At 64.0% G+C, this 23,750-nt stretch carries 21 protein-coding genes; 9 read left to right on the top strand and 12 right to left on the bottom strand.

The features are described 5' to 3' along the window. Window positions 1-42 precede the first annotated feature (42 nt). On the bottom strand, window positions 43-2,898 hold the full coding sequence (uvrA, locus tag AC0Z35_RS07035) for an excinuclease ABC subunit UvrA (protein WP_370638738.1): 2,856 nt from the start codon (window positions 2,896-2,898) through the stop codon (window positions 43-45). A gap of 196 nt (window positions 2,899-3,094) precedes the next feature. Between uvrA and AC0Z35_RS07030 the strand changes: the two genes are divergently transcribed. Then, complete coding sequence (locus tag AC0Z35_RS07030) at window positions 3,095-4,279, top strand: MFS transporter (protein WP_046802915.1); 1,185 nt, start codon at window positions 3,095-3,097, stop codon at window positions 4,277-4,279. Window positions 4,280-4,691: 412 nt separating this feature from the next. Beyond that, window positions 4,692-5,213, top strand: a complete 522-nt coding sequence (gene ssb / locus AC0Z35_RS07025; RefSeq protein ID WP_046802916.1) for a single-stranded DNA-binding protein — start codon at window positions 4,692-4,694, stop codon at window positions 5,211-5,213. A gap of 54 nt (window positions 5,214-5,267) precedes the next feature. Here the strand turns inward: ssb and AC0Z35_RS07020 are convergent, their stop codons facing one another. Next, window positions 5,268-6,170, bottom strand: coding sequence for a LysR family transcriptional regulator (locus AC0Z35_RS07020; RefSeq protein WP_319307580.1), 903 nt, complete (start codon window positions 6,168-6,170; stop codon window positions 5,268-5,270). A gap of 113 nt (window positions 6,171-6,283) precedes the next feature. Between AC0Z35_RS07020 and AC0Z35_RS07015 the strand changes: the two genes are divergently transcribed. Further along, on the top strand, window positions 6,284-7,450 hold the full coding sequence (locus AC0Z35_RS07015; protein ID WP_319307579.1) for a mandelate racemase/muconate lactonizing enzyme family protein: 1,167 nt from the start codon (window positions 6,284-6,286) through the stop codon (window positions 7,448-7,450). Between the two features lie 8 nt (window positions 7,451-7,458). Here the strand turns inward: AC0Z35_RS07015 and AC0Z35_RS07010 are convergent, their stop codons facing one another. Then, window positions 7,459-7,797, bottom strand: a complete 339-nt coding sequence (locus AC0Z35_RS07010) for a TonB-dependent receptor domain-containing protein (protein ID WP_485131049.1) — start codon at window positions 7,795-7,797, stop codon at window positions 7,459-7,461. Further along, complete coding sequence (locus tag AC0Z35_RS07005; RefSeq protein ID WP_485131050.1) at window positions 7,794-9,677, bottom strand: TonB-dependent siderophore receptor; 1,884 nt, start codon at window positions 9,675-9,677, stop codon at window positions 7,794-7,796. Before AC0Z35_RS07005 ends, AC0Z35_RS07010 begins: the two co-directional genes overlap by 4 nt. 142 nt (window positions 9,678-9,819) lie before the next feature. On the opposite strand from AC0Z35_RS07005, the gene AC0Z35_RS07000 reads away from it, so the two are divergent. From AC0Z35_RS07000 to AC0Z35_RS06980, 5 genes are all read left to right on the top strand, one after another. Further along, entirely contained in the window at window positions 9,820-10,797 is a 978-nt protein-coding gene (locus AC0Z35_RS07000) for an AraC family transcriptional regulator (RefSeq protein WP_319307577.1), read from the top strand. A gap of 75 nt (window positions 10,798-10,872) precedes the next feature. Further along, window positions 10,873-11,613, top strand: coding sequence for a class I SAM-dependent methyltransferase (locus tag AC0Z35_RS06995; RefSeq protein WP_319307576.1), 741 nt, complete (start codon window positions 10,873-10,875; stop codon window positions 11,611-11,613). 227 nt (window positions 11,614-11,840) lie between these two features. Continuing rightward, window positions 11,841-12,152 carry a DUF4148 domain-containing protein gene (locus AC0Z35_RS06990; protein ID WP_319307575.1) on the top strand — a complete coding sequence of 104 codons (312 nt, stop codon included), beginning with the start codon at window positions 11,841-11,843 and terminating at the stop codon, window positions 12,150-12,152. Between the two features lie 99 nt (window positions 12,153-12,251). Further along, window positions 12,252-12,563 (top strand): DUF4148 domain-containing protein, encoded by a 312-nt coding sequence (locus tag AC0Z35_RS06985; RefSeq protein WP_046802924.1) that lies wholly within the window; start codon window positions 12,252-12,254, stop codon window positions 12,561-12,563. Window positions 12,564-12,690: 127 nt separating this feature from the next. Then, window positions 12,691-13,314, top strand: a complete 624-nt coding sequence (locus tag AC0Z35_RS06980; RefSeq protein ID WP_319307574.1) for a TetR/AcrR family transcriptional regulator — start codon at window positions 12,691-12,693, stop codon at window positions 13,312-13,314. A gap of 141 nt (window positions 13,315-13,455) precedes the next feature. On the opposite strand, the gene AC0Z35_RS06975 is transcribed toward AC0Z35_RS06980, so the two are convergent. The 3 genes from AC0Z35_RS06975 to AC0Z35_RS06965 all read right to left on the bottom strand — a co-directional run bounded on the left by AC0Z35_RS06975 (window position 13,456) and on the right by AC0Z35_RS06965 (window position 17,612). Then, window positions 13,456-14,313, bottom strand: coding sequence for a cysteine hydrolase family protein (locus AC0Z35_RS06975; RefSeq protein WP_319307573.1), 858 nt, complete (start codon window positions 14,311-14,313; stop codon window positions 13,456-13,458). A gap of 317 nt (window positions 14,314-14,630) precedes the next feature. Next, on the bottom strand, window positions 14,631-15,248 hold the full coding sequence (locus tag AC0Z35_RS06970) for a TetR/AcrR family transcriptional regulator (protein WP_104142512.1): 618 nt from the start codon (window positions 15,246-15,248) through the stop codon (window positions 14,631-14,633). A 183-nt stretch (window positions 15,249-15,431) separates the two neighbouring features. Next, window positions 15,432-17,612 (bottom strand): malate synthase G, encoded by a 2,181-nt coding sequence (locus tag AC0Z35_RS06965; RefSeq protein WP_319307572.1) that lies wholly within the window; start codon window positions 17,610-17,612, stop codon window positions 15,432-15,434. 238 nt (window positions 17,613-17,850) lie between these two features. Between AC0Z35_RS06965 and glcC the strand changes: the two genes are divergently transcribed. Then, a complete protein-coding gene (gene glcC / locus AC0Z35_RS06960) occupies window positions 17,851-18,615 on the top strand; it encodes a transcriptional regulator GlcC (RefSeq protein WP_046802929.1) in 765 nt (254 codons plus the stop codon). A 62-nt stretch (window positions 18,616-18,677) separates the two neighbouring features. Here glcC and AC0Z35_RS06955 read toward each other — a convergent pair whose 3' ends face one another. The 5 genes from AC0Z35_RS06955 to AC0Z35_RS06935 all read right to left on the bottom strand — a co-directional run bounded on the left by AC0Z35_RS06955 (window position 18,678) and on the right by AC0Z35_RS06935 (window position 23,644). Then, window positions 18,678-19,799, bottom strand: a complete 1,122-nt coding sequence (locus AC0Z35_RS06955; RefSeq protein ID WP_319307571.1) for a saccharopine dehydrogenase family protein — start codon at window positions 19,797-19,799, stop codon at window positions 18,678-18,680. Window positions 19,800-20,000: 201 nt separating this feature from the next. Continuing rightward, on the bottom strand, window positions 20,001-20,393 hold the full coding sequence (locus AC0Z35_RS06950) for a DUF4148 domain-containing protein (protein ID WP_082134336.1): 393 nt from the start codon (window positions 20,391-20,393) through the stop codon (window positions 20,001-20,003). Window positions 20,394-20,749: 356 nt separating this feature from the next. Next, window positions 20,750-21,154 carry a DUF1090 domain-containing protein gene (locus AC0Z35_RS06945; RefSeq protein WP_104142516.1) on the bottom strand — a complete coding sequence of 135 codons (405 nt, stop codon included), beginning with the start codon at window positions 21,152-21,154 and terminating at the stop codon, window positions 20,750-20,752. A 227-nt stretch (window positions 21,155-21,381) separates the two neighbouring features. Next, a complete protein-coding gene (gene ubiA, locus AC0Z35_RS06940; protein WP_046803123.1) occupies window positions 21,382-22,308 on the bottom strand; it encodes a 4-hydroxybenzoate octaprenyltransferase in 927 nt (308 codons plus the stop codon). Window positions 22,309-22,441: 133 nt separating this feature from the next. Then, complete coding sequence (locus tag AC0Z35_RS06935) at window positions 22,442-23,644, bottom strand: aminotransferase-like domain-containing protein (RefSeq protein ID WP_046802933.1); 1,203 nt, start codon at window positions 23,642-23,644, stop codon at window positions 22,442-22,444. Between the last annotated feature and the right edge of the window lie 106 nt (window positions 23,645-23,750).

Below are 23,750 nucleotides of genomic sequence, written 5' to 3'. Positions count from 1 at the left end.
GTGCGCGTCGATTCGGTGCGCGTCGATTGGGTGCCCGTCGATTTACCGGCCTGCGTTGCGGCGCAGCAGCTTGCCCAGGTATTGCCCGGTGTGGCTGGCCTTTGTATTGGCAACAACCTCGGGCGTGCCTTGTGCCACGACATAGCCGCCGCCGTCGCCGCCTTCCGGGCCCATGTCGATCAGCCAGTCCGCCGTTTTGATGACGTCCAGGTTGTGCTCGATGATCAGCACGGTATTGCCGCTGTCGACCAGCTGGTTCAGCACTTGCAACAGCAGTTCGATATCGCGGAAATGCAGGCCGGTGGTGGGTTCGTCCAGGATGTACAGCGTGCGCCCGGTGCTGCGGCGCGACAGCTCCAATGACAACTTCACGCGTTGCGCTTCGCCGCCCGACAAGGTGGTGGCGCTTTGACCCAGGCGAATGTAAGACAGGCCGACATCGATCAGCGTATGCAGCTTGCGTGAGATCGCGGGCACGGATTCGAAATATTCCAGCGCCTGCTCAACCGTCAGGTCCAGCACTTCGCTGATGTTGCGGCCCCGGTAGCGGATTTCCAGCGTTTCGCGGTTGTAGCGCTTGCCGTGGCACACGTCGCAAGGCACGTACATGTCAGGCAGAAAGTGCATTTCGACCTTGACCACGCCGTCGCCCTGGCACGCTTCGCAGCGGCCACCCTTGACGTTGAAACTGAACCGGCCCGGGTCATAGCCACGCGTACGCGCTTCCGGCACGCCGGCAAAGAGCTCCCGGATCGGGGTGAACAGCCCGGTGTAGGTTGCCGGGTTGCTGCGCGGCGTGCGGCCGATGGGGCTTTGGTCGACGCTGATGATCTTGTCGAAATTTTCCAGGCCCTGCATCGACACGTAGGGGGCGGGTTCGCTTTGCGCGTGATGCAGCTGGCGCGATACGGCAACCGCTAACGTGTCGTTGATCAGTGTGGACTTGCCGGAACCGGACACGCCCGTGACGCAGACAAGGCGGCCGGCCGGCACGCGCAGTTCTACGTCTTTGAGGTTGTTGCCGCTGGCGCCGGTCAAGGTCAGCCACGGCAGTTCGTCGTTGACCGGACGGCGCGGTGGAATTGCGATCTCGCGTGCGCCGCTCAGGTACTGGCCGGTCAGCGAGTTCGGATCGCGCTGCACCGTTTCAGGATCACCCTGCGACACGACTTCGCCGCCGTGCTCGCCCGCGCCCGGACCCATGTCGACCACCCAGTCCGCCATGCGGATCATGTCTTCGTCGTGCTCGACGACGATGACGCTGTTGCCCAGGTCTCGCAGGTGTTGCAGGGTGCCGATCAGGCGGTCGTTATCGCGTTGGTGCAGGCCGATGGATGGCTCGTCCAGCACGTACATGACGCCGGTCAAACCGGAACCGATCTGGCTGGCCAGGCGTATGCGCTGGGCCTCGCCGCCCGATATGGTGTCGGCGCTGCGGTCCAGCGACAGATAGTTCAAGCCCACGTTGTTCAGGAAACTGAGCCGCGCCTCGATTTCACGCACGATGCGCTGCGCGATTTCCTGCTTGGCACCCGTCAGGCTCAGGTCACGGAACCAGGCCAGGCAGCTGGACAGCGGCATGGCCTCGACTTCATAAATGGCTTGGCCGTGGCGCTCGCCGCCGCGCGGATCGTGGCCTATCAGCACGTTGCGGGCTTCGGGGCGCAAGCGCGAGCCAGCGCAGTCCGGGCAGGTCTTGATGTTGCGGTACTTGCCCAGTTCTTCCCGCACGGTCGCGGAATCCGTTTCGCGCCAGCGGCGTTCCAGATTCGGGATGACGCCTTCGAATGTGTGGCGCTTGACGGTGCTGCGACCTTTCTCGTTCAAGTAGAGGAACGAAATTTCTTCTTCGCCCGACCCGTACAACACCTTGTCGCGCAGGGCTTCGGGCAGGTCTTCAAACGGGGCTTCAATATCGAATTCGTAATGCGCCGCCAGGCTGCTCAGCAGCGAATGCGTGAAGGCGTTGCGGCGGTCCCAGCCCCGGATGGCACCGGCGGCAAGGCTCAGTTCAGGAAAGGCCACGACCCGCTTGGGGTCGAAAAAGCCCACCTGGCCGATGCCGTCACAGCTGGGGCAGGCGCCCATCGGGTTGTTGAAGCTGAACAGGCGCGGTTCCAGTTCGGGCAGGCTGTGGCTGCACACCGGGCAGGCGTAGCGGCTGGAGAACACCTGCTCGTGTTCGCTGTCCATGTCCAGCGCCAGCGCGCGCCCATCCGCCAGTTGCAGCGCGGTTTCGAAGCTTTCCGCCAGGCGCTGCTTGCTTTCCGGCTTGATGCGCAGCCGGTCGATGACGACGTCGATGTCGTGCTTTTCGGTTTTCTTCAACGGCGCCATGCCGTCGATTTCCATCAGTTGCCCGTCCACGCGCAGCCGCACATAGCCTTGCGCCTGCAAACTGGCGCATTCGTCCTCGAAGCTGCCTTTCTTGCCGCGCGCAATGGGCGCCAGCACGGCCAGGCGCGTTTCGGGCGTCCAGCCCAGCACCGCGTCGACCATCTGGCTGACGGATTGCGCCTGTAGCGGCAGGCCGTGATCGGGGCAGTAGGGCGTGCCGACCCGCGCATACAGCAGGCGCAGGTAGTCGTGGATTTCGGTAATGGTGCCGACGGTGGAACGCGGGTTGTGGCCCGCGGCCTTTTGCTCAATAGAGATGGCCGGCGACAACCCTTCGATCAGGTCGACGTCCGGCTTGTCCATCAGCTGGAGAAATTGGCGGGCATACGCGGACAGGCTTTCCACATAACGTCGTTGGCCCTCCGCGTACAGCGTATCGAACGCCAGCGAAGACTTGCCGGAGCCGGACAAGCCGGTGACGACCACCAGTTTGTGGCGCGGCAGGTCCAGCGAAACGTTCTTGAGGTTGTGGGTGCGTGCACCCCGTATGCGTATTGTCACGTCGATCGGGTGTCCATCAGGCTCTTTTAAGCGGTTTCAAAGGCCAACTTGTTACTATAGCGCGCCGAAACCTCCCGCGTTCAAGGCAGTCCGACAAGTTGGACTGAACGGCGTTCGGCGCCGCACCGCCAGATCAGACTGTGAGCGTGTGACATCCACGCGCGCGCACCGCCCTTGTCATTGTTGAATTTTTCGCATGCCGGCAGACATCAAGCTGAAATTGACCCCCTCCGAACGTCGCGCCAGCGTCGCGTTGGCCGGCCTGTTCGCCGCCCGGATGTTGGGGCTGTTCCTGTTGCTGCCGGTGTTCGCCGTCGCGGCTGCCGGCTTGCCTGGCGGGGACGACCCCGCGCGCGTCGGCCTGGCGCTGGGCATGTATGGCCTGACCCAGGCATTCATGCAGATCCCGTTCGGCCTGGCGTCCGACCGCTGGGGGCGGCGCCCCGTTGTGCTATTCGGCCTGCTGCTGTTCGTGGTGGGCAGCATCGTCTGCGCGCAGGCGACCGACGTGTACTGGATCACCATCGGCCGCGCCATCCAGGGCGCGGGCGCGATCTCCGCCGCCGTCACCGCCTGGCTGGCCGACGCCACCCGCGACGAAGTCCGCACCCGGGCCATGGCCATGGTGGGCGGGTCGATCGGACTGTCTTTCGCGGTGTCGCTGGTCTTGTCGCCCGTGTTGGTGGGCTGGTGGGGCCTGTCGGGCTTGTTCTGGACCATCGCCTGCCTGGGCGTGATCTGCCTGGGCGTGGCGCGCTTTGTGGTGCCGGTGGTGCCGCGCACCCAAGCCCGCACCATGCAGGCCGCCCGGCCGCGTGAAGTGCTGACCCACCGTGACTTGCTGCGCCTGAACTTTGGTGTGTTCGTGCTGCATCTGATTCAGGTGTCGCTGTTCGTGGTGGTGCCGGCCTTGCTGGCCAAAGTCGGCGGGCTGGACGCGCGCGAGCTGTGGAAGGTCTATCTGCCCGTCATCCTGGTGTCGTTCGTACTGATGGTGCCCGTGGTGTTCGTCGCGGAAAAGCGTCGTGCCCACCGGGGCGCCTTGCGCGCCGCCGTGGCGGGCCTGGTGCTGGTGTGCGCGCTGCTGCCGGCGGCCAGCCATGGTTTTTACACGCTGGCTGTGGCGTTGACCGGTTTCTTTGTCGCCTTCAACGTGCTGGAGGCCTTGCAGCCTTCGCTGGTGTCGCGCGTGGCGCCGCAGGCGTACAAGGGGCTGGCGCTTGGCTTCTACAACACGGCGCAAGCGGCCGGGCTGTTTACGGGCGGTGCGCTGGGAGGCTGGCTGGCGGCCCATTCAGGCGCTAGCGCGGTGTTCGTCGGCGCGGCGATTCTGTCGGCGGTGTGGCTCGCGGTGACCTGGGCGCTGCGGCCGCTGGCGTAAGACCGCCAAGGCGGGATCAAGGCGGCAAGGGCGGTGATCGAAGGCGGGTGATCAGGGCTGGCGATTGGGCCGGCTACAGGGCCGGCTACCGGGCCGGGGATGCGTCCCCGACTACGCCTCAACCGTCGCTGATCGCGCTGCCTATGGCGCCCAACAGCCCCTAAATCGATTCCCGGGGTGGATCGCTTTGTCACGAATCGCGTTTGGCGTGGCGGGGGCTTTTCGTCGATAATACGTACCAATTTAGGGCTTCACGGAAGTGGGGGTCGTCACGATCCCAGGCGTCGCCGGTCATTGTCATGATGACCGGCGCGTTTCATGAAGCCGGTCTTCAACATCGCTTTTTATGTTGTTGCCGGCGCGCTCGCGGCAACGCACAGGCGCAGGCTGTCAACAACTGAGGGACATCGGCATGGCATCGGTTAACAAAGTCATTCTCGTGGGCAATCTGGGTCGCGACCCGGAAGTCCGCTATAGCCCGGAAGGGGCTGCAATCTGCAACATGTCCATCGCCACGACCTCCACCTGGAAGGACAAGGCTTCCGGCGAACGCCGCGAAGAAACCGAATGGCACCGCGTCGTCATGTACAACCGCCTGGCTGAAATCGCCGGCGAATACCTGAAGAAAGGCCGCTCGGTCTACATCGAAGGCCGTCTGAAGACGCGCAAGTGGCAAGACAAGGACACCGGCGCTGATCGCTACAGCACTGAAGTGGTGGCTGACCAGATGCAAATGTTGGGCGGCCGCGAAGACGGCGGTGGCGGCGGCGCCAGCTACGGTGGTGGCGGCGGCTACGACGACGCCCCGTCGCGTCCGCAACAGCAACGCGCCCCGGCGCAACGCCCGGCGCCGCAACAGCGCCCGGCGCCTGCTGCGGCTCCGGCGAGCAGCGGTGCGAATTTGGCGGATATGGACGACGATATTCCGTTCTGATTTTTCCGAACGGCTACGCAGCTATGAAAGAGCCCTCGCAAAAGCGGGGGCTTTTTATTTGTTCGGCGCTTGAAACACTTCCACCAGATAATCAATAAACGCCCTGGCCCGGGCAGTTTGATTTCTGCGTTGCGGGTAATACACAAAGAGGTCCGCGGACGGCAGCGTGTAGTCGGGTAATACCACTCGCAGCCGTCCGCTTTTCAAATACTTGGCCAGATCCCATTCCGAGCGGATCAAGATGCCATGGCCGTCCAGTGCCCAGCCCAGCACGATATCCCCGTCATTACTGGACAGCGCCCCATCCACCTTGATTGCCACGCTTTCGCCTTCGCGGGTGAATCGCCAGACGCCGTGTGCTTCGTCGTTTTGCGTATGCAGGATGCAGCGGTGCGAGGCCAGATCGGCCAGCGTGGTGGGGGTGCCGTGCTTGTCCAGATAGCGCGGGGACGCGCACAGGAAGCGGCCGTTGGACATGACGCGCCGGGCGCTGAGGCGTCTGTCGGGCAGTTCGCCGAAACGGATCGCCAGGTCGAATCCGCCTTCCACCAGGTCCACCGGCCGGTCCGTTACGTCCAGCTGTACCTGCACGTCGGGATAGCGCTTGGCAAAGTCCGAGACCAGCGGGGCGATGGTGGTGCGGCCGAACCCCAAGGTGGCGTTCACTTTCAGCGGGCCGCGTGGTGTGCCGCCGCTGCTGGAGACCGCGTCTTCCATGGCGCGCAGGTCTTCAAGGATCTTTGACGCGTGCGACAGGTAGGTTTCGCCCTCGGGAGTCAGGCTGAGGTTGCGCGTGCTGCGGTTGACCAGCCGCACGCCCAAGCGCCGTTCCATCAGCGCCAGGCGCTTGGTGGCGGCGGGTGGCGTTAGGTCGAGTTCGCGCGCGGCCGCCGAAAGGCTGCCCAGCCGGGCCAGATGGATGAAGAACTCCAATTCGGACGCGATGTCGGTTTTCACTGAAAGTTAATAATCAAATGAATATGGGTGAATCTTAGTGCGGGTATTCGCCTCTACGCTAGGGGTTCTGAACTTACCTACGCCGCCACAGCCGGCGCATCAGGAGACACCTCATGAGAATCGTCGAGATCCGCGAACAGACGCTGCCCATCAGCTCGCCCATCCGCAACGCCTATATCGATTTCAGCAAGATGACGCTGAGCCTGGTCGCCGTGATCACCGACGTGATCCGTGACGGCAAGCCGGTGGTGGGCTACGGCTTCAATTCGAATGGCCGATATGGCCAGGGCAAGCTGATGCGCGAGCGGTTTATTCCGCGCGTGATGGAAGCCGACCCAGAATCGCTCGTGGACGCGACGGGCAAGAATCTGGACCCGCACAAGATCTGGGACGCGATGTTCACGAACGAAAAGCCGGGCGGCCATGGCGAGCGCTCGGTGGCGATTGGCACCATCGACATGGCGGTGTGGGATGCGGTCGCAAAGATCGAAGGCAAGCCGCTGTTCCAGTTGCTGGCGGATCGCTACGGCAACGGGCAAGCCGACCGCCGGGTGTTTGTCTACGCGGCCGGTGGGTATTACTACCCGGGCCAGGACCACGGCAAGCTCAAGGATGAAATGCGCAGCTACATCGATCGTGGCTACACGGTGGTGAAGAAGAAGATTGGCGGCGCGTCGCTGGACGAGGACCTGCGCCGCATCGATTCCATCTTGAGCGTGCTGCAAGACGGGCAGAAGCTGGCGGTGGACGCCAACGGCCGCTTCGATCTGGATACGGCCATTCAGTATGCCAAGGCGCTGTCGCAGTACGACCTGTTCTGGTACGAAGAGGCGGGCGACCCGCTGGATTACGAGTTGCAGGCCACCTTGCGCAACTACTACAACAACCCGATGGCGACGGGCGAAAACCTGTTTTCCATGCAGGACGCGCGCAACCTGATCCGATACGGCGGCATGCGCCCGGACCGCGATTGGCTGCAATTCGATTGCGCGTTGAGCTACGGGCTGGTGGAGTATCTGCGCACGCTGGACATGCTGGGCGAGCACGGCTGGTCGGCCAGCCGCTGCATTCCGCACGGCGGCCACCAGATGTCGTTGAACATTGCAGCGGGCTTGGGCCTGGGCGGCAATGAAAGCTACCCGGACCTGTTCCAGCCATTTGGCGGCTTTCCCGATGGTGTGAAAGTCGACGGCGGCTACGTCACGATGCCGGAACTTCCCGGCATCGGGTTCGAAGGCAAGTCGGACCTGATCGCCGTCATGCGGCAATTGTCGGCGTAGGGCCCGACCTACCAGCGATACCGCAACGTCGCCATCACCGTGCGTTCGGCGCCCCAGTAGCAACTGACGGCCGTGCCCAGGCAGTTGGCGACGTAGCGCTTGTCGAACAGGTTGGACACGTTCAGCGCGACTTGCGCGCCGGCCAGGGTGGGGCTGACGCGGCCAAGGTCGTAGCGGATGGCGGCGTCCACCAGGGTGACGGCGGGCAGGGCGTAGCGGTTGTTCAAGTCGCCGTAGAAGCCGCCACGGTACGTGACGCCCGCGCCCACGCCGACGCCTTGCAGCGGACCTTCGCGCAGGGTGTAGTCGGCCCACAGCGCGGCTTGATGGCGCGGCACGAAAATCATCTGGTTGCCGCGCTGGCGGCGACGTTGGTCTTGGTGACTTCGCTATCGCTCAGCGCATACGACATCGTCAGGTCCAGCCCGCTATCGAAGCTGGCCTTGCCTTCCAGCTCGATGCCCTGCACCTGCGCTTCGCCCGTCTGCACCACAAAGCTGGTGTTGACCGGGTCGGGCGTGCTGACGTTTTTCTGCGTGATCTGGAAGGCCGACAGGGTGACAAAGCTGTCGTAGCCCTCGGGCTGGTATTTCACGCCGGCCTCGTATTGCTCACCCGTGGTGGGCTTGAGCGGCGAGCCGTCACGCGTGATGCCGGTCATCGGCTGGAACGACGTGGAATAGCTGAAGTACGGCGCGATGCCGTTGTCAAAGCGGTAGGTCACGCCGGCGCGGCCGGTGAAGCGGTCGGCATCGCCGCTGCGCGACGTCCAGCCCCATTGGCCGCCGCTACCCGCGACGCCGTTGTCGGTGGTGCCTTCGGTCCAGTCATAACGGCCGGCGAAGGTGAAGCGCAGGCGGTCCAGTTCAATCTGGTCTTGCGCGTACAGGCCCAACTGGCTGCGCGTCATGTTGATTTTGGTGGCCGTGGGCGGGCGCGTCACGGACGTGCCGTAGTCCGGGTCGAACACGTTGAACAGCGGCGAGGCCGGGGGCAGCATCAGGCCCAGGCTGCTTTCGTTATAGCGGGATTTTTCGCGCAGGTAGTCCAGGCCGAAGGTGATGTCATGGCGCGTGGGACCGGCGTTGAATTTGGCATTCAACTGGTTGTCGATCTGGAAGGTATGCGACGTTTCCGGAAACGCCCAGGCGTAGCGGATGGCCTGCGTGTCCGACACCATGGCGCCGATCTGCACGCGCCGCGTGTTGGTGTCGACATTGGTGTAGCGGGCGCTTTGGCGCAGGCTCCACGTGTCGTTCAAGCGGTGGTCCAGCGTGTAGCCGACCATGGTTTGTTCGTTGGTGAAGATGTCGTATCCGGGCTCGCCGACAAAGCGGTCGCGCGGGATGTAGCCCGCCGTGGCGCTTTTTTCCAGCGTGCCGATGACGGGCAGCACGGGGGCGCCGCCGCCGCCGTGGCTGGTGATCTTCTGGTACTGCGCGCTGACGTTCAAGCTGGTGTCGGATGACGGGCGCCACGTGAAGCTGGGCGCGATGAACTGGCGTTCATCGTCTACGTGCTGGTATTGCGTGTCGCTGTCGCGCAGCGTGCCCGTCAAGCGGTACAGAAACTTGCCTTCTTCGTCGGCGGGGCCCGAGAAGTCGAACGCGCCTTGATAGCGGTTGAAGCTGCCTGCCTGCAACACCACTTCATTGATGGGTTCGGCGGTGGGGCGCTTGCTGGTCATGTTGACCAGGCCGCCTGGCGCGCTTTGCCCATACAGTCCGGACGACGGGCCTTTCAGGATTTCGATGCGTTCCAAGCCGTAGGTGTCGATGCGCGGTTGCGAATAGCCGCGCGCGCCGAAGGGCAGCAGCAGTCCGTCCAGATAGCGCGACGGCGTGAAGCCCCGCACGGTCAGCCAGTCATAGCGCACGTCGTTGTCGCCGTATTGGGCGAAGACGCCGGGGGTGTAACGCACGGCTTGCGCGACCGAGGTGACGCCGCGTTCGTCCATTTCTTTGCGGGTAATGACGTTGATCGTCTGGGGCGTGTTGATCAGTTCGGCATCTGACTTGGTGCCCGAGCGGCTGCGCGTGGCCACATAGTCCGCGCCGGAGGTCGGCGACGCGTCGCGCACCCCTTGCACCACGACGGGGGCCAGGGTGGTGACGCCGTTACCGGTGGCTTGGGCGGGCTGGGCGGTTTGCGCGATGGCAGAGGCGGACGCGGACGCCGCAAGGGCGGCCAGCAACGCCAGCGGCAGCGGCTTGACTGAAAAGGACACGGTGTTACCCCTGGATCAATTTATAATTAACAAGAATCATTTCTGTGCGTCGGCATGATTCCAGATCCCGCTTTTGCTGTCTGACGTTTTTTCGGCGCCGTTTGACGGTTTTGCTGCTGCCCCGTTTTTGCGCCCCTTTCCCATGCCCGCCAGCGCCGCCGCGCCCTTGCCCATTCTGTCTCTGCCCGAGCCCAGCACCGCACCGCCCAAGCGGCACGAGTGGTGGCGCGGCACGCTGCCGACCGTACCGGCCACGGACGACTGGGAAGACGTGATCGAGCGCGTGCTGAGGGTGGACGACGGCGTCAGCCTGGTGGTGCTGGACGGATCGCCCCGTCGGACGCTGACGATTCCCGCGCCGGGCGCCCCGGTGTTCGGCATGCAGGTCTGGCTGGAAGGCGAGGCCGTGCTGGCGGTGGAAGGCGGCGAGCCCCTGAAGGTGGCCGGTGGCGCGGCGCTTTTGTTCAACCACGAACACGCCGTCGGCTGGGCAACACACCTGCCGGCCCATCGCCGCGTGCGGATGATAGACGTGCGCTACACGCCCGACGCGCTGACGCGGGCAAGTGGTTCGATGCCGGTTGCGCTGCTGCGCAAGCGGTTTCACCGCGACGTCAGCGTGCCGGCGCAAGGATCACTGGTGGCATCGCTGGATGCCCCGACCAGCTTGCTGGCGCTGGCGGGCAGCCTGACCGGCGAGGCCCCACCCGCGCCGGAAGCGCGGCGGCTTTGGTATTGCGCCAAATCGCTGGAAATGCTGTCGGCCTTTGTGCAATTGCTGTCGTTGCCCGACGCGCTGTCGGGCCCCTTGGCGCACGAACATCAACGCGTGCATCGCGCGTGCGAGCTATTGCGCGATCGCTGCGCCGAGCATTGGCCGCCGGGGCGCCTTGCCCGGGAAGTGGGCCTGTCTGAAAAGCGGCTTCAGCAGTTGATGCGTGAATGCGTGGGCAGATCGGTGCATGCGTATTTAAGCGAAATGCGGCTGGCGCGCGCATCGGATCTGCTGCAAGCGGGCATGAGCGTGACGCAGGCGGCGGGCGAGGTCGGCTTTTCCAGCCTTAGCCATTTCAGCAAGGTCTTCAAGGCGCGCTATGGCGCGTCGCCGCGGTCCTGGTAAGGTGCAGCAACGCCGGCCAAGTTCTGCCGAGCCCGGTTCGGGCCTGCGTTGGCGCATCGCAAGGGGCACACCACCATGACGCAAAACATCTATGACACTGCCGAGTTTTTCGAGGCTTACAGCCAGATGGCGCGGTCGGTGCACGGCCTGGACGGCGCGCCCGAATGGCCGGCGTTGCGCGCGCTGATTCCACCGTTGCAGGGCCGCCGCGTCGTGGACCTGGGGTGCGGCTTCGGCTGGTTCTGCCGATGGGCGCAGGCGCAGGGCGCCAGCGAGATACTGGGTCTGGACGTGTCGCAAAACATGCTGGACCGGGCTCGTGGTGGCACGCCTGCCTCGGCAGCCGCCGGCGGCATCGTGTATCAGCGCGCCGACCTGGAACAACTGCAATTGCCGCCGGCGGCTTACGACCTGGCCTACAGCTCGTTGACGCTGCACTACATCGAGCGGCTGGCTGAGCTTTTTGCCACCGTCCATCAAGCGTTGGTGCCGGGCGGGCATTTCGTGTTCTCGGCGGAACACCCGATCTACACGGCTCCCGCCAGCCCCGCCTTCGTGCAGGACGCCTCGGGCCGGCGCATCTGGCCGTTGAACCAGTACGCCGTTCAAGGGCCGCGCACCACGGACTGGTTGGCCAAGGGCGTCATCAAGCAGCACCGTACGCTGGGCGCTTATCTGAACTTGCTGATCCAGACCGGGTTCACCATCGCGCACGTGCAAGAGTGGGCGCCTACCCAGGAACAACTGGCCGCCCAGCCCGCGCTTGCGGAAGAGAGGGACCGGCCGATGATGGTGCTGGTGGCGGCGACCCGATAGGCCGAAATATTTGGTTTCACAAAACCCGCTTGCGTTGTCTATCTAGTAGTAGGTAAGATTCATCCATCGACGCAGCACACACAAAACGCCGCTGACGCCGAAGCCAGAAATACAGTAGGACCGCTTTTTTATTTCCCTGGTTGTCTACCTACAAGTAGATAGCTAAACCAAAAACCGTAGCTTAATCGAATCAACGCAAGCCTCGTTTATTCATCTGGAGATCAACCATGAAGACGCTCGTATCCGCCCTGATTTTGTCCGCCTCGTTCATCGGTGCCGCTGCTCAAGCCGGCGAACTGGACTACCCGCCCGAACTGAACAGCGCCAGCACCGTGACGCGTGCCCAAGTGCAGCAAGAACTGGCCGCCGCCCGTGCAAATGGCGAGCTGGTGTCCGGTGAAGAAGGTTACGCCGCGACCGCGTTTGCCTCCGTGGGCGCCGACAAGACCCGCGCCCAGGTCAAGCAAGAACTGGCCGCTGCCCGTGCTCAAGGCCTGACCGAAAGCGGCGAACTGGATTACCCGCCCGTTCAAGGCTGATTTTTTTAGGCGCTTGTCTATCTAGCCATAGATAGCTTCGCAAACGCGACATACCCCTGATCCGCATCACGCAGCATCCCTTTCTACTGGAGATTCACCATGAAGACCCTCGTATCCGCCCTGATTTTGTCCGCCTCGTTCATCGGTGCCGCCGCTCAAGCCGGCGAACTGGACTACCCGCCCGAACTGAACACCGCCAGCACCGTGACGCGTGCCCAAGTGCAGCAAGAGTTGGCCGCCGCCCGCGCGAATGGGCAGCTGGTGTCGGGCGAAGAAGGCTACGCCGCCACGTCATTCGCGTCGGTTGGCGCCGACAAGAGCCGCGAACAGGTCAAGCAAGAATTGGCCGCTGCCCGCGCTCAAGGCCTGACCGAAAGCGGCGAACTGGACTACCCGCCCGTGCAAGGCTAAGCCGATGCCGGCACATGCGAACCCCGGGGGGCGGGATGTTTCCCGGCCGGGGTTCGCACGGGCCAAGGCCCACACCCTAGGGCGGCCACCAATGACGGACCGACCTATTAGTAGGTAATATTCAGCCATGGACACCCCGACCCCCAACACCACCCGAGACCTGCTGCTGGCGCACGCCGAGAAGCTCATCCGCACGCGCGGGTGCAATGGTTTCAGCTACCGCGATCTGGCGGAGCATGTGGGCGTGAAGACGTCCAGCATCCACTACTACTTTCCCGGCAAGGACGACCTGTTGTATGAAGCAGTCGAGGCCTACAGCGCGCGCGCGCTGGGCGCCGTCCGTGCCATTGATACCGCGCAGCCTGCCCAGGCGCAGCTGGAGCAATACCTGTCGATGATGGAATCGCGGGCTTGCGGTTCGGGCGAACTGTGTTTGGGCGGCATGTTGGCCGCCGACATCATGAGCCTGTCCGACCGCGTGCGCGGCGCGTTGCAGGGATTTTTCCGTGCCCACGAAGCCTGGCTGGCGCGTGTGCTGGCTGAAGGCGCGGCGCAGGGGACGCTGAAGTTCTCTGGCACGGCCGATGCGGCCGGCCGCGCGGTGTTTGCCACCGTCCAAGGTTGCCTGCTGGTGTCGCGGCTATTCCAGCAGCCACCCGCATTGTGCGAGGCCATCCGTGCGTTGTATGTGGAGTGCGACAAGGCAGCCAAGCCCGCCGCAGCCGCATCCGAATCCGTACCCACTGTGTAACTGCGGCCAGACGTAAAAATCGCGACGGCGCGGATTTTCGCGCCGGTCAGCGCTCCGCATTGAGCAGCCAGCAGTCAGCAGTGAATCCGATTTCCCATCACGGCCGCCCGGCATTTGCAGGCGGCCGTTGTCATTGCGCGCTCAGTGTTGCAATGCGCGCGCCATGTCCACGCTGGTGCGTTCTTGCATGCCCAGGTCTCGCATGCGTTGCAAGAACGCGGTTTGTGCGTCGGCGAATCCGGCCACGGGGCTCATGCAATCGGTCAGCAGGACGATGCGGGACAGGTTGCCGCCGGGCAGATGCTCGGCCAGATGTTCGACGGTGGCGCGCACGCAATGGCTGCCGGCCTCGCCCGCGACCAGAATCAGGTCTGAGCGATCCAGCGACCCCAGCAGCGCGCGGTTCAACTGGCTGCGCGGATCGTCGGGGTCTGGCACTTCGGCCATCAAGGCGCTGTAGTGCTCGGTCCACGGGTTGGTGCCTTTGGGCACCTTGCGCACGATGAATTGGCCGGCGTCTTCCCAGCGGTTGTACGCGGCGCGCACGTCGGGATGCACGTTGTGCCCCCAGGTGCCGATCTCGCAATGCACGGGCCACACCATCAGCGTGTAGCGGCCGCGTGCTTCCAGTTCGTCCAGATAGGTGGCGGTTCGGGGCAGGTCGTCGGCATGGCGTGGCACGAACTGGCCGGCGCGCAGCTGCGCGGCGGTTATCGGCGTGTAGGGGGCGACGGGCTCGCCCTTGCCGGTGTGCCAGAACGTGGGATGCGCGATGTCGACGCGATGGTGGGAGTCCAGCGTTACGGTGATCGAGGCCAGTGCGGAGGCGGTGGCGTCAATGAAACTTGCCAGCCGCTGCATGTCGGCATGCGCGCCGGGCACGGGCAGCGCGGGCCGCGTGGCTTGGCCGGTCAGCGGGTCGCGCGGCAGGTAGGGCTCGGGCAAATCGCAGAAGTCGTTCTGCGGATCGACGATCAGTAGATGGACGGAACGCGGCATGGCGAAATTCGATTGGGACTAAACCGGAATATAGACCGGGATCGCCGTTGTTCACTAGAACAGGACCAGATGTTCGGCGCGGTCGGGCAATTGACGCAGCAGCGCCGTCCATTGCCGCCAGAGGCAGGCGATGACGGCCAAGACGGCCAGCTCGATCAGTATCCACATGACAAGCTCCTGTTCATATTTCGCACGATCGTGCGAAATTGAGCGATGAAAACGCCGGCACCGGCCGGCAAGGGGGCGGACGATGCCGCCTGCGTCAAATCAATCCGGATCGAGCCACAGGCGTGTTTGCACGCCTGTCACGCCACCCGTCATTCTGAAATCGTGAAGCTGCGGTACGTTGATATCAGCCTGTCATAGGCCGCCCGCACGCGCGCGGGCGCTTGCGGATCGCGCAGGAAACGCGCGTCATGCATCAGCCCGATCATCAGGCTGTACACCTCGAAGACGAGTTGTTCGGGGTCGGTATCCGGCCGGAGATGGCCGGCGTCCAGCGCCTGGCGCACCGTGCGGACCATGGCGGCGCGCCATCGACGCAGGTTGTTTTCCAGCAAGGCGCGCAGCGGCGATTCCACATCGTCGTATTCGAACGCGCCGGCCACGTAGACGCAGCCCGTGGCCATTTCAACGTTGCTGGCGCGTTCCACCCACAGCGATACCAACGCGGTCAAGCGGGGCAGCCCGCGCGGGTACGCCATGGCAGGGGTGAAAACGGCCGCCACAAAGCGGCGGTCATATTCGTCCAGCACGGCCTGCTGCAAGGCTTCCAGCGAGCCCACGCGGGAAAACACACCGCTTTTGCTGATGCCCAGCCGCTTGGCGACCTGGCCCAGCGACAGGCTTTCCATGCCCTGGGTGGCGGCCATGGCCAAGGCCGCGTCCACAATGGCCGCGAAGGTCAGCTCGCTTTTTTCCGTTTTGGCAGTCATGAAGCGAAATTTAGCACGGTCGTGCGAAATCGGTCGGCTATTTTTTGCGTGCAGTCGCGAGTCGCGAGTCGCCAGCCGCCGGTCAGCAGTCCACATGCGCTGGCGCGAGCCTGATGCAGAGCAAAAAAAACCGGACAGCTCAAGCTGCCCGGTTTGGTGTGCAATGATCCGCGCGATCGGCGGTCAGGCCTGCGCGGCGGCCTTGAATTGCAGACGGTACTTGTGCAGCAACGGTTCGGTATAGCCGTTGGGCTGCGTCAAGCCTTCGAACACCAGTGCGCAGGCCGCCTTGAAGGCAAGCGACGTATCGAAGTTGCCGGCCATCGGCTGGTAGAGCGGGTCGCCGGCGTTCTGGCCATCAACGACCTTGGCCATGCGCTTGAAGGTTTCCGTGACCTGTTCCTTGTTGGTCACGCCGTGGCGCAGCCAATTGGCGATGTGCTGGCTGGAAATGCGCAGCGTGGCGCGGTCTTCCATCAGGCCGACGTTATGGATGTCGGGCACCTTCGAGCAGCCCACGCCCTGGTCGATCCAGCGCACGACGTATCCCAGGATGCCCTGCACGTTGTTGTCCAGCTCCTGCTGGATGTCGGCGGCGGACCACTTGGACGGATCGCCCACCGGCACGCTCAACAGCCCGCCCAGCAAGTCGTCGCGCACGCTGTCCAGCTTGGTGCGTTCCAGTTCCTTCTGCACCGCTTGCACGTCGATCTGGTGATAGTGCAGCGCGTGCAGCGTGGCGGCCGTGGGCGAGGGGACCCAGGCGGTGTTGGCGCCGGCCTTCGGATGGGCAATTTTCTGTTCCAGCATGGCGGCCATCAGGTCGGGCATGGCCCACATGCCCTTGCCGATCTGGGCGCGGCCGCGCAGGCCCGTGTCCAGGCCCACCAGCACGTTGTTGCGTTCGTAGGCGGTGATCCACGCGGTGGACTTCATGTCGCCCTTGCGCAGCATCGGGCCCGCTTCCATGCTGGAGTGCATCTCGTCGCCGGTGCGGTCCAGGAAGCCCGTGTTGATGAACGCCACGCGGGATGCGGCGGCGCCGATGCACGCTTTCAGGTTGATGCTGGTGCGGCGCTCTTCATCCATGATCCCCATTTTCAGGGTGTTGCGCGGCACCTTGATCAGGTCTTCGACGCGGTCGAACAATTCGCTGGCGAAGGCCGCTTCGGCCGGGCCGTGCATCTTGGGCTTCACGATGTAGACGGACCCGGTGCGCGAATTCAGCTTGGCGGTGCGGTCGTGCAGCGCGGCCAGGCTGGTGACGACGGCGTCCAGAATACCTTCGGGGATTTCCTGGCCGTCGCGGTCAAGAATGGCCGGGTTGGTCATCAGGTGGCCCACGTTGCGCACGAACATCAACGAGCGGCCGTGCAAGGTCAGCGCGCTGCCGTCCGGACGCGTGTACTGGCGGTCGGCGTTCAGCTTGCGCGTGAAGGTTTTGCCGGCCTTGGTGACGGCTTCGGTCAGGTCGCCCTTCATCAGGCCCAGCCAGTTGCGATAGATGTGCACCTTGTCGTCGGCGTCGACGGCGGCAACCGAGTCTTCGCAGTCCATGATGGTGGTCAGCGCGGCTTCGACCAGCACGTCTTTCACGCCCGCGGCGTCGGTGCTGCCGATGGCGTTGGCGCGATCGATCTGGATTTCAAAGTGCAGGCCGTTGTTCTTGAGCAAGATGGCCGTGGGGGCTGACGCGTCGCCTTGGTAGCCGGCGAATTGCGAGCCGAATTTCAGGCTGGTGACCACGCCCTTGGCCAGGTTGACGCGCAGTTGATCGCCTTCAACGGTGTAGCTTTGCGCATCGGCGTGCGAGCCATTGGCCAGCGGGGCGGCCGTGTCCAGAAAGCTGCGTGCGCGCGCAATGACCGCGGCGCCGCGCTCGGGGTTGTAGCCCTTGCCCGTATCGCCGGGCGTGGCGGGGATGGCGTCGGTGCCGTAAAGCGCGTCGTACAGACTGCCCCAGCGTGCGTTGGCGGCATTCAATGCATAGCGCGAGTTGGACATCGGCACGACCAGCTGCGGACCGGCCTGCTGCGAGATTTCGGTATCGACATTGTCGGTGGTGGCTTGCACGCTTGCCGGTTGGGGCAGCAGGTAGCCGATGCTTTCCAGAAACTTGCGGTAGGCGGCCGGGTCGGCGATGGGGCCGGGGTTGGCGCGGTGCCAGGCGTCGAGCTCGGCTTGCAGACGGTCGCGTTCGGCCAGCAGGGCGCGGTTCTTGGGCGCCAGGTCATGTACCAGCGCCGCAAAACCCTGCCAGAAGCTGTCTGCATCCAGGCCGGTGCCGGGCAGGGCTTCCTGTTCGATGAATTGGGTGAGATTGGCCGCCACTTGCAGGCCGTATTGCTGGGTGCGTTGAGTCATGCGGGTCTCTAGCGGTAAGAAGGGCTGGCCGGCGCCGGGCGCCGGGCGAATCTGTCCTGACATCATCGTTCGCACCCGCGCCCATGTCTACCCGAAAAACAACTGGTCATACCAGTTTATTTAGTCGCCGTAAGACGGGCAGGCGATTTTTATGTTTTTATATCAGCACCTTACAGAGGTGTGGCGGATAGCCGAAACCCCATGGCCGGCTTGGTCATACCACTGGTGCGGAGATTGCATGTACGCGGAAACTGAAGAAAAGCCTCGCCAGGTGGCGGATGAAGTCGCCGAGCGAATCGAGCGCCTGATCCTGGATGGCGTACTCAAGGCGGGGCAGGCCTTGCCGTCCGAACGGCGGCTGACCGAAAAGCTGGGCGTGTCGCGCACCGCGCTGCGCGAAGGCCTGAAGCTGCTGCGCGCGCGTGAAATCATTCACACCGCGCAAGGCAAGGGGTCCTTCGTGGCGCACATCTCGAAGGTGGATGCCGGGCCGCTGATGCACCTGTTCAATTCGCAGCCGCGCACGCTGTACGACCTGCTGGAAGTGCGCTCGTTGCTTGAAGCGGAATCCGCCCGGCTGGCTGCCATCCGGGGCACCGAAGCCGACTTCATCATGATCCGCCGGCGCTATGACGACATGGTTGCCGCGCAGGGCACGGCCACCGACACAGCCACGCACGCCCATCTGGACCACGCGTTTCACCTGGCGATCTGCGAGGCGTCGCACAACCCGGTGCTGGTGCATACGCTGCAATCGCTGACCGACCTGCTGCTGGGGTCGGTTTTTGCATGCGTCAATAACCTGTATCACCGCGAACCGGAAAAGCGGCAGATCGACCGTCAGCACACCCGGCTGTACAACGCGGTGACGGGGCGCCAGCCCGAACAGGCGCGCAAAGCCGCAGCCGACCATGTGGACAGCGTGCGGCAGAGCTTGTCGGATATCGAACAGGAAGAACAGCGCCTGGTGCGCGCGACGCTGCGTCTGGAAGGCTGGACGTAGCGCCGAATGGGCTGGGGCTGGGGCTGGGGCGCGGGCCTTGTCGGCCCGACGGGCAGGGCGTGTTAACGGTCGGCCGTTGCGCAGCCGGCCAGCGCCAGCGGCTTGCCGGCGTAGACGCGGCCAAAGCGGTTGTTCAGCAAGGCGTCCAGGTCGATGGCTTCCTGGCCCACAAACCCCTTTTGCGGCAAGACGCCTTGCGCCACCAGGTCCAGCGCGGCGCAAATGCCGGCGGCGGTGGACAGCTGGATCGCGCTCAGGCGGTGGCCGTCCACATCGGCGCCGAACACGCGGATGGGATAGGACTCTTCTTCCAGCCGGCCGTGGCGATGGCCGGATGCCGACGCCTGGATCACGATGACGTCCTGCTCGGTCGTGGGAATGGCTGACTCGAAAATATCCTTAAGCAGATCGCGGCGATCTCGCAGGCGCAGGTCGTTCAGCAGCAACTTCATGATGTTGCAGTGGCCGGGGTAGCGCACGGACTTGTAGTCGACGTTGCGGGCGCGCCCCAACAACGTTGCGGGCAGCGTGCCCAGCCCGCCCGACGTGTTGAAGGCTTCGTATTCAACCCCGTCCAACGCAAAGGTTTCGTAGCCTTCCAGCGCGGGCACGCTGGTCAGCTTGCCGTCGACGATGGCCTCGCAAGGGTTGCAGTATTCGTTGATCAGGCCTTCGGTGCTCCAAGTCAGGTTGTAGCGCAGGCTGTTGGAGGGGTAGCGCGGCAGGGCGCCCACGCGCATGCGCAAGTCCAGCAAGGTGTCGAAGCGGCGGGCCAACGCGTTGCCGACGATGCCGATGAAGCCCGGCGCCAGGCCACACTGCGGCATCAACACGCTGCGCACATCGCCCGCCAGCGCCTGAATGGCGTGGGTGCTGGCGACGTCTTCGGTCAGGTCAAAGTAATGGACGCCCGCGCGCGCGCAAAGGCCTGCTACGGCGGTGGCGCGGTGGAACGGCAGGGCGTTGACGACGGCGTAAGCGCCTTCGATGCAACGCGCCACCGAGTCGTCGTCGCTGATCTGGCGCGTTTGGCAGCCCAATTCGGCCAGCACGCCCAGCCGGGCTGGATCCTGGTCGGCAACCAGCACCGAGTAATCGCCGCTTCGTTCGAGCATCAAGGCGATGGCAAAACCGATTTTTCCGGCGCCCAGCAAAACGATGGGGCGGGTGGCTGACGTAGACATGGTGCGGCTCCTGCGGATGGGGGGATGGGGTGGCCTCATCCTATGCGGGAGCGCTGTCGATTTGTAGAACCGAAAGTGTCGTAACGGCTTAAGTTATCGACAAAACGACTTAATAAGTAGTCGAAGCGTCAAAAACAAAGCCCCACGGCGTTTGCCGAGGGGCTTTCGATGGGGCTGTCACGGCCTTTTCAGGCCAGTGGATCAGCTGCCCATGGGGGGGTAGTCCATGTTGCCGAAGGTCACCAGGCCTTCTGCCTTGGCTTGAGCCAGTTGCGATTCAACTTGGGCGCGGCTCAGCGACGTGGTGTGTTCAGCGGCGGCGACGGGCGGGTAGTCCAGGTTGCCGAAGGTGACTTCGCCGGCGTTCTTGGCTTGGGCCAGTTCAGCTTGAACTTGTTGCGAGGTCAGGCTGGACTTCTGGGCGATGGGGGCGGGGTAGCCTTCTTCGCCAAACGTGTATTGACCCGAGACCTTGGCTTGTTGCAGTTCAGCTTGCACTTGAGCGCGGGTGGGGGCTTGGTCGGCTTCGGCGGCTTGCGCGCCAGCGGCCAGAACGGACATGGACAGCATCAATGCGGTAGCAAGGGTTTTCATAGCAGACCTCCGGTGTCTTGTGAGCTTGGGATTCGAACCGCTGGCGTCATTGCCTGGGGTTCGCTTGCTGTGTCCCGATGAGATGCATTCTGTGCTCAAACAACCTCGGGATAAACCCTTATTACCTGAAAACATCTTTCCAAAAAATGTACTAATCGACGTGGATTTAACCGGATGGCACCATAGATGGCGATATTTCCATCTGATGACACGATAGGTTGTGGTCGGTGGCGGCCCCCGTTGACCATTCAGATCCGCGTACGCCCCGCAAAGTGGCCGGGGTCGCCGAAAAACAAAGCCCCGGCTTTGGACCGGGGCTTTACGGGGCGGCGGTGGCTGTGAGTGCCTGACGCCGCTTAGCGATTCAGTTCCACCAGCGCCGCGTTGTACTCGGATTGGGCTTCTTCCAGCTTGCGCTGCGCCTTATCGATCTTGTCCTGCTTGCCCTTGGCGCGGGCTTCCTTCAGCTCTTGTTCGCGCTCGGACACTTTGGACTGCTTCTCACGCACGTTTGCTTCGCGTTGGGATTGCAGGCGGCTGTCGGTGCAATTTGCCTTGGCTTCGGCCAAGGCCTTTTTCAAGCCGGCTTCGCGGCGCGTGTTGTTCTGTGCTTGCGCAGCGGCAATGTCGTTTTCGATTTCGCAGAACTTGGCGGCGCAGCCTCGTTGGGCCGAGCAATCGGTGGCGGCCTGAGCGGGCAGGGTGCCGAACACGGCGCACGCGGCGGCGGCGGCGGCCAGGGATTTAACGAAAGAGGGCATGCGGTGTCTCCGTAAGGCGTTGCGGAAACACCATGATGGCCTGATCTGGCGCAGGCGGCAATGCGGCGGCCCGTGGTTGGCGGCCGGGCCGGGCCGGGCCGGCCCGGCGCCGGCGGTGCGCTGCGGTCCGCCCTGGGGCGTCGTCCTTGGCGGGCCAAGGGATCAGCAGACCAACGGATCCCGCAGACCAACGGATCAGCGGACCGACGGATCAGCAGCTCACCGGATCACCGGATCAGCGTGCCTGCCAACGCCGCTGCTACCAGCAGCGCGCCCAGCCACAGGTTGGCGCGAAACAGCATGAAGTTGCGGTCGGGGCGCTGGATGTCGAACACCTTCAGCTGCCATGCCAGATGCACCGCGACGGCGGCCATGCCAACCTGATACGCCCACGACAAACCCATGGCGTAACCACCCCAGGCCCACAGCAGGACGGTGGCGGCGTAGAAACCGCCGATCCACAATTTGCCTTGGTCGCCAAAGCGCATGGCCGTGGAATGCAGCCCCAGGCTGCGGTCGTCGCGCACGTCGACGTACGCATAGATGCTGTCGTAGCCCACCTGCCAAAGCACCGCGCCCAACCACATGGCGATGGCGGCCAGCGGCACGACGTTTTGCGTGTCGGACCAGGCCATCAGCATGCCCCAGTTAAAGCAGATGCCCAGCACCACTTGCGGCCAGTACGTGACACGCTTGCACAGCGGATAGATGAACACGAAGGGCAGCACGGCCAGGGCCAGCCAGCGGCTCATTTCGTTCAGGAAAAACAGCAGCGATCCGCACACCAGCAGTTGCCCGAGCAGGAACCACACCGCGTTCTTCATCGACAGCTGGCCGCTGGTCAGTGGCCGGAAGCGCGTGCGTTCGACGTGCTTGTCGAAGTTGCGGTCGCACATGTCGTTGACGGTGCAGCCGATGCCGCGCATCAGCAGCGCGCCCAGCGAAAAGACGATCAGCCGTTGCAGGTCGGGCAGGCCACCGGCCGATTGCACCAGCGCGGCCACGGCCGGCAGCAGCGTCAGCCACGTGCCGATGGGCCGATCCAGCCGGCACAGGCGGGCGTAGGGTCGCCAGGATTTCGGAAGCCAGCGTTCGACCCAGTCGGTGAAAACGATGTCGCTGAGGTCGACGGGAGGTTGTTGCGAGGCGCTCACTGTCACGGTCAGAATTTGGTCGGGAAAGCCGACAGCATAAAACAACGGCCGGGCGTTGCGCCCGGCCGTGGAAGGTCAATCGCCGTTCAGGGTGCGGCTTTCAGGCCGCATTGCCCGGAAAGCTACGGTTTGCTTATGCCGTGTATTCCTTGAGCAGCTTGCCCAGAATGGCGATGCCGGTGCGGATCTTGTCTTCCGGCACGGTGGCAAAGCTCAGGCGCAGCGTGTTCTGCTTGCCCACGCCGCTGTAGAACGGCGCGCCGGGCACAAAGGCCACGTTTTGCGCGATGGCCTTTTCCAGCAGCTTGGTGCTGTCCATGTGCTCGGGCAGCGTCAGCCAGATGAACATGCCGCCTTCCGGCTTGGTCCACGTCACGGTGGACGGGAATTCGCGCTTGATGGCCTCCAGCATGCAGCTGCCCTGGGCGCGGTAGATTTCGCGCACGTTGGGCAGGTGCTCTTCCAGGAAGCCGTCCTTGACGATTTCATACACGGCCATCTGCGTCAGCGTGGGCGTGTGCAGGTCGGTCGCTTGCTTGGCCTGCACCAGCTTGTTGATCAGCGGACGGGCGCCGGCGATATAGCCCAGGCGCAGGCCCGGGGCCAGTACCTTTGAGAACGTACCCAGGCGCACGACGTTGGCGCCGTATTCGGCGGCCAGCGCCACCAGACCGGGCTGCGGCTCGCCTGCGTAGCGCAGTTCGCCGTAGGGGTCGTCTTCAATGATGGTCAGGTTCAGTTCGGCGGCGCGCTTGACCAGCGCGATGCGGCGTTCCAGGTTCAGCGTGCGGCCCGTGGGGTTCTGGAAGTTGGGCAGCGCATACAGGAAGCGCGCGCCGTCGGCCAGTTCGGGCGTGATGGATTCGGGGATCAGGCCGCCTTCGTCGGTGGGCACCGGCACGAACTTCGGCTGGTACAGGCTGAACGATTGCAGCGCGCCCAGGTAGCTGGGGTCTTCGACCAGGACCTTGCTGTCCTTGTCGATCAGTACCTTGCCCAGCAGGTCCAGCGCTTGCTGCGAACCGGAGACGATCAGGATCTGGTCGGCGGCAACGTTGGCGCCCGCGCGATTCAGGTCGTCGGCAACCCATTGGCGCAGCGGGGCATAACCTTCGGTGGGGCCGTATTGCAGGGCCGCGCGGCCGTTGGTGGACAGTACCTTGTCGAACGCAGCACGTACCACTTCTACCGGGAAGCCGCCGGGCGCCGGCAAGCCGCCAGCGAACGAAATGACTTCGGGGCGCTCGGTGACCTTGAGGATCTCGCGGATGGCGGAGCTGGTAAGTTGCTGGGCGCGTTCCGAAAAGGAAAACGCAGGTTCGAGAGGCTTGTCCATGGATTGCTTCTTGAAGAAGAAGGGTAAAGGGAGAGGCTTGTGTAGGGGACTGCGACAAAAAAGTATTGTCCCATACGGTAGCAGCCCGGCCCCTTTAACGCGCGGA

The organism is Achromobacter sp. 1L-A-4-B-C2, assembly GCF_057291955.1.
This window is presented reverse-complemented; position numbering and strand designations above follow the sequence as displayed.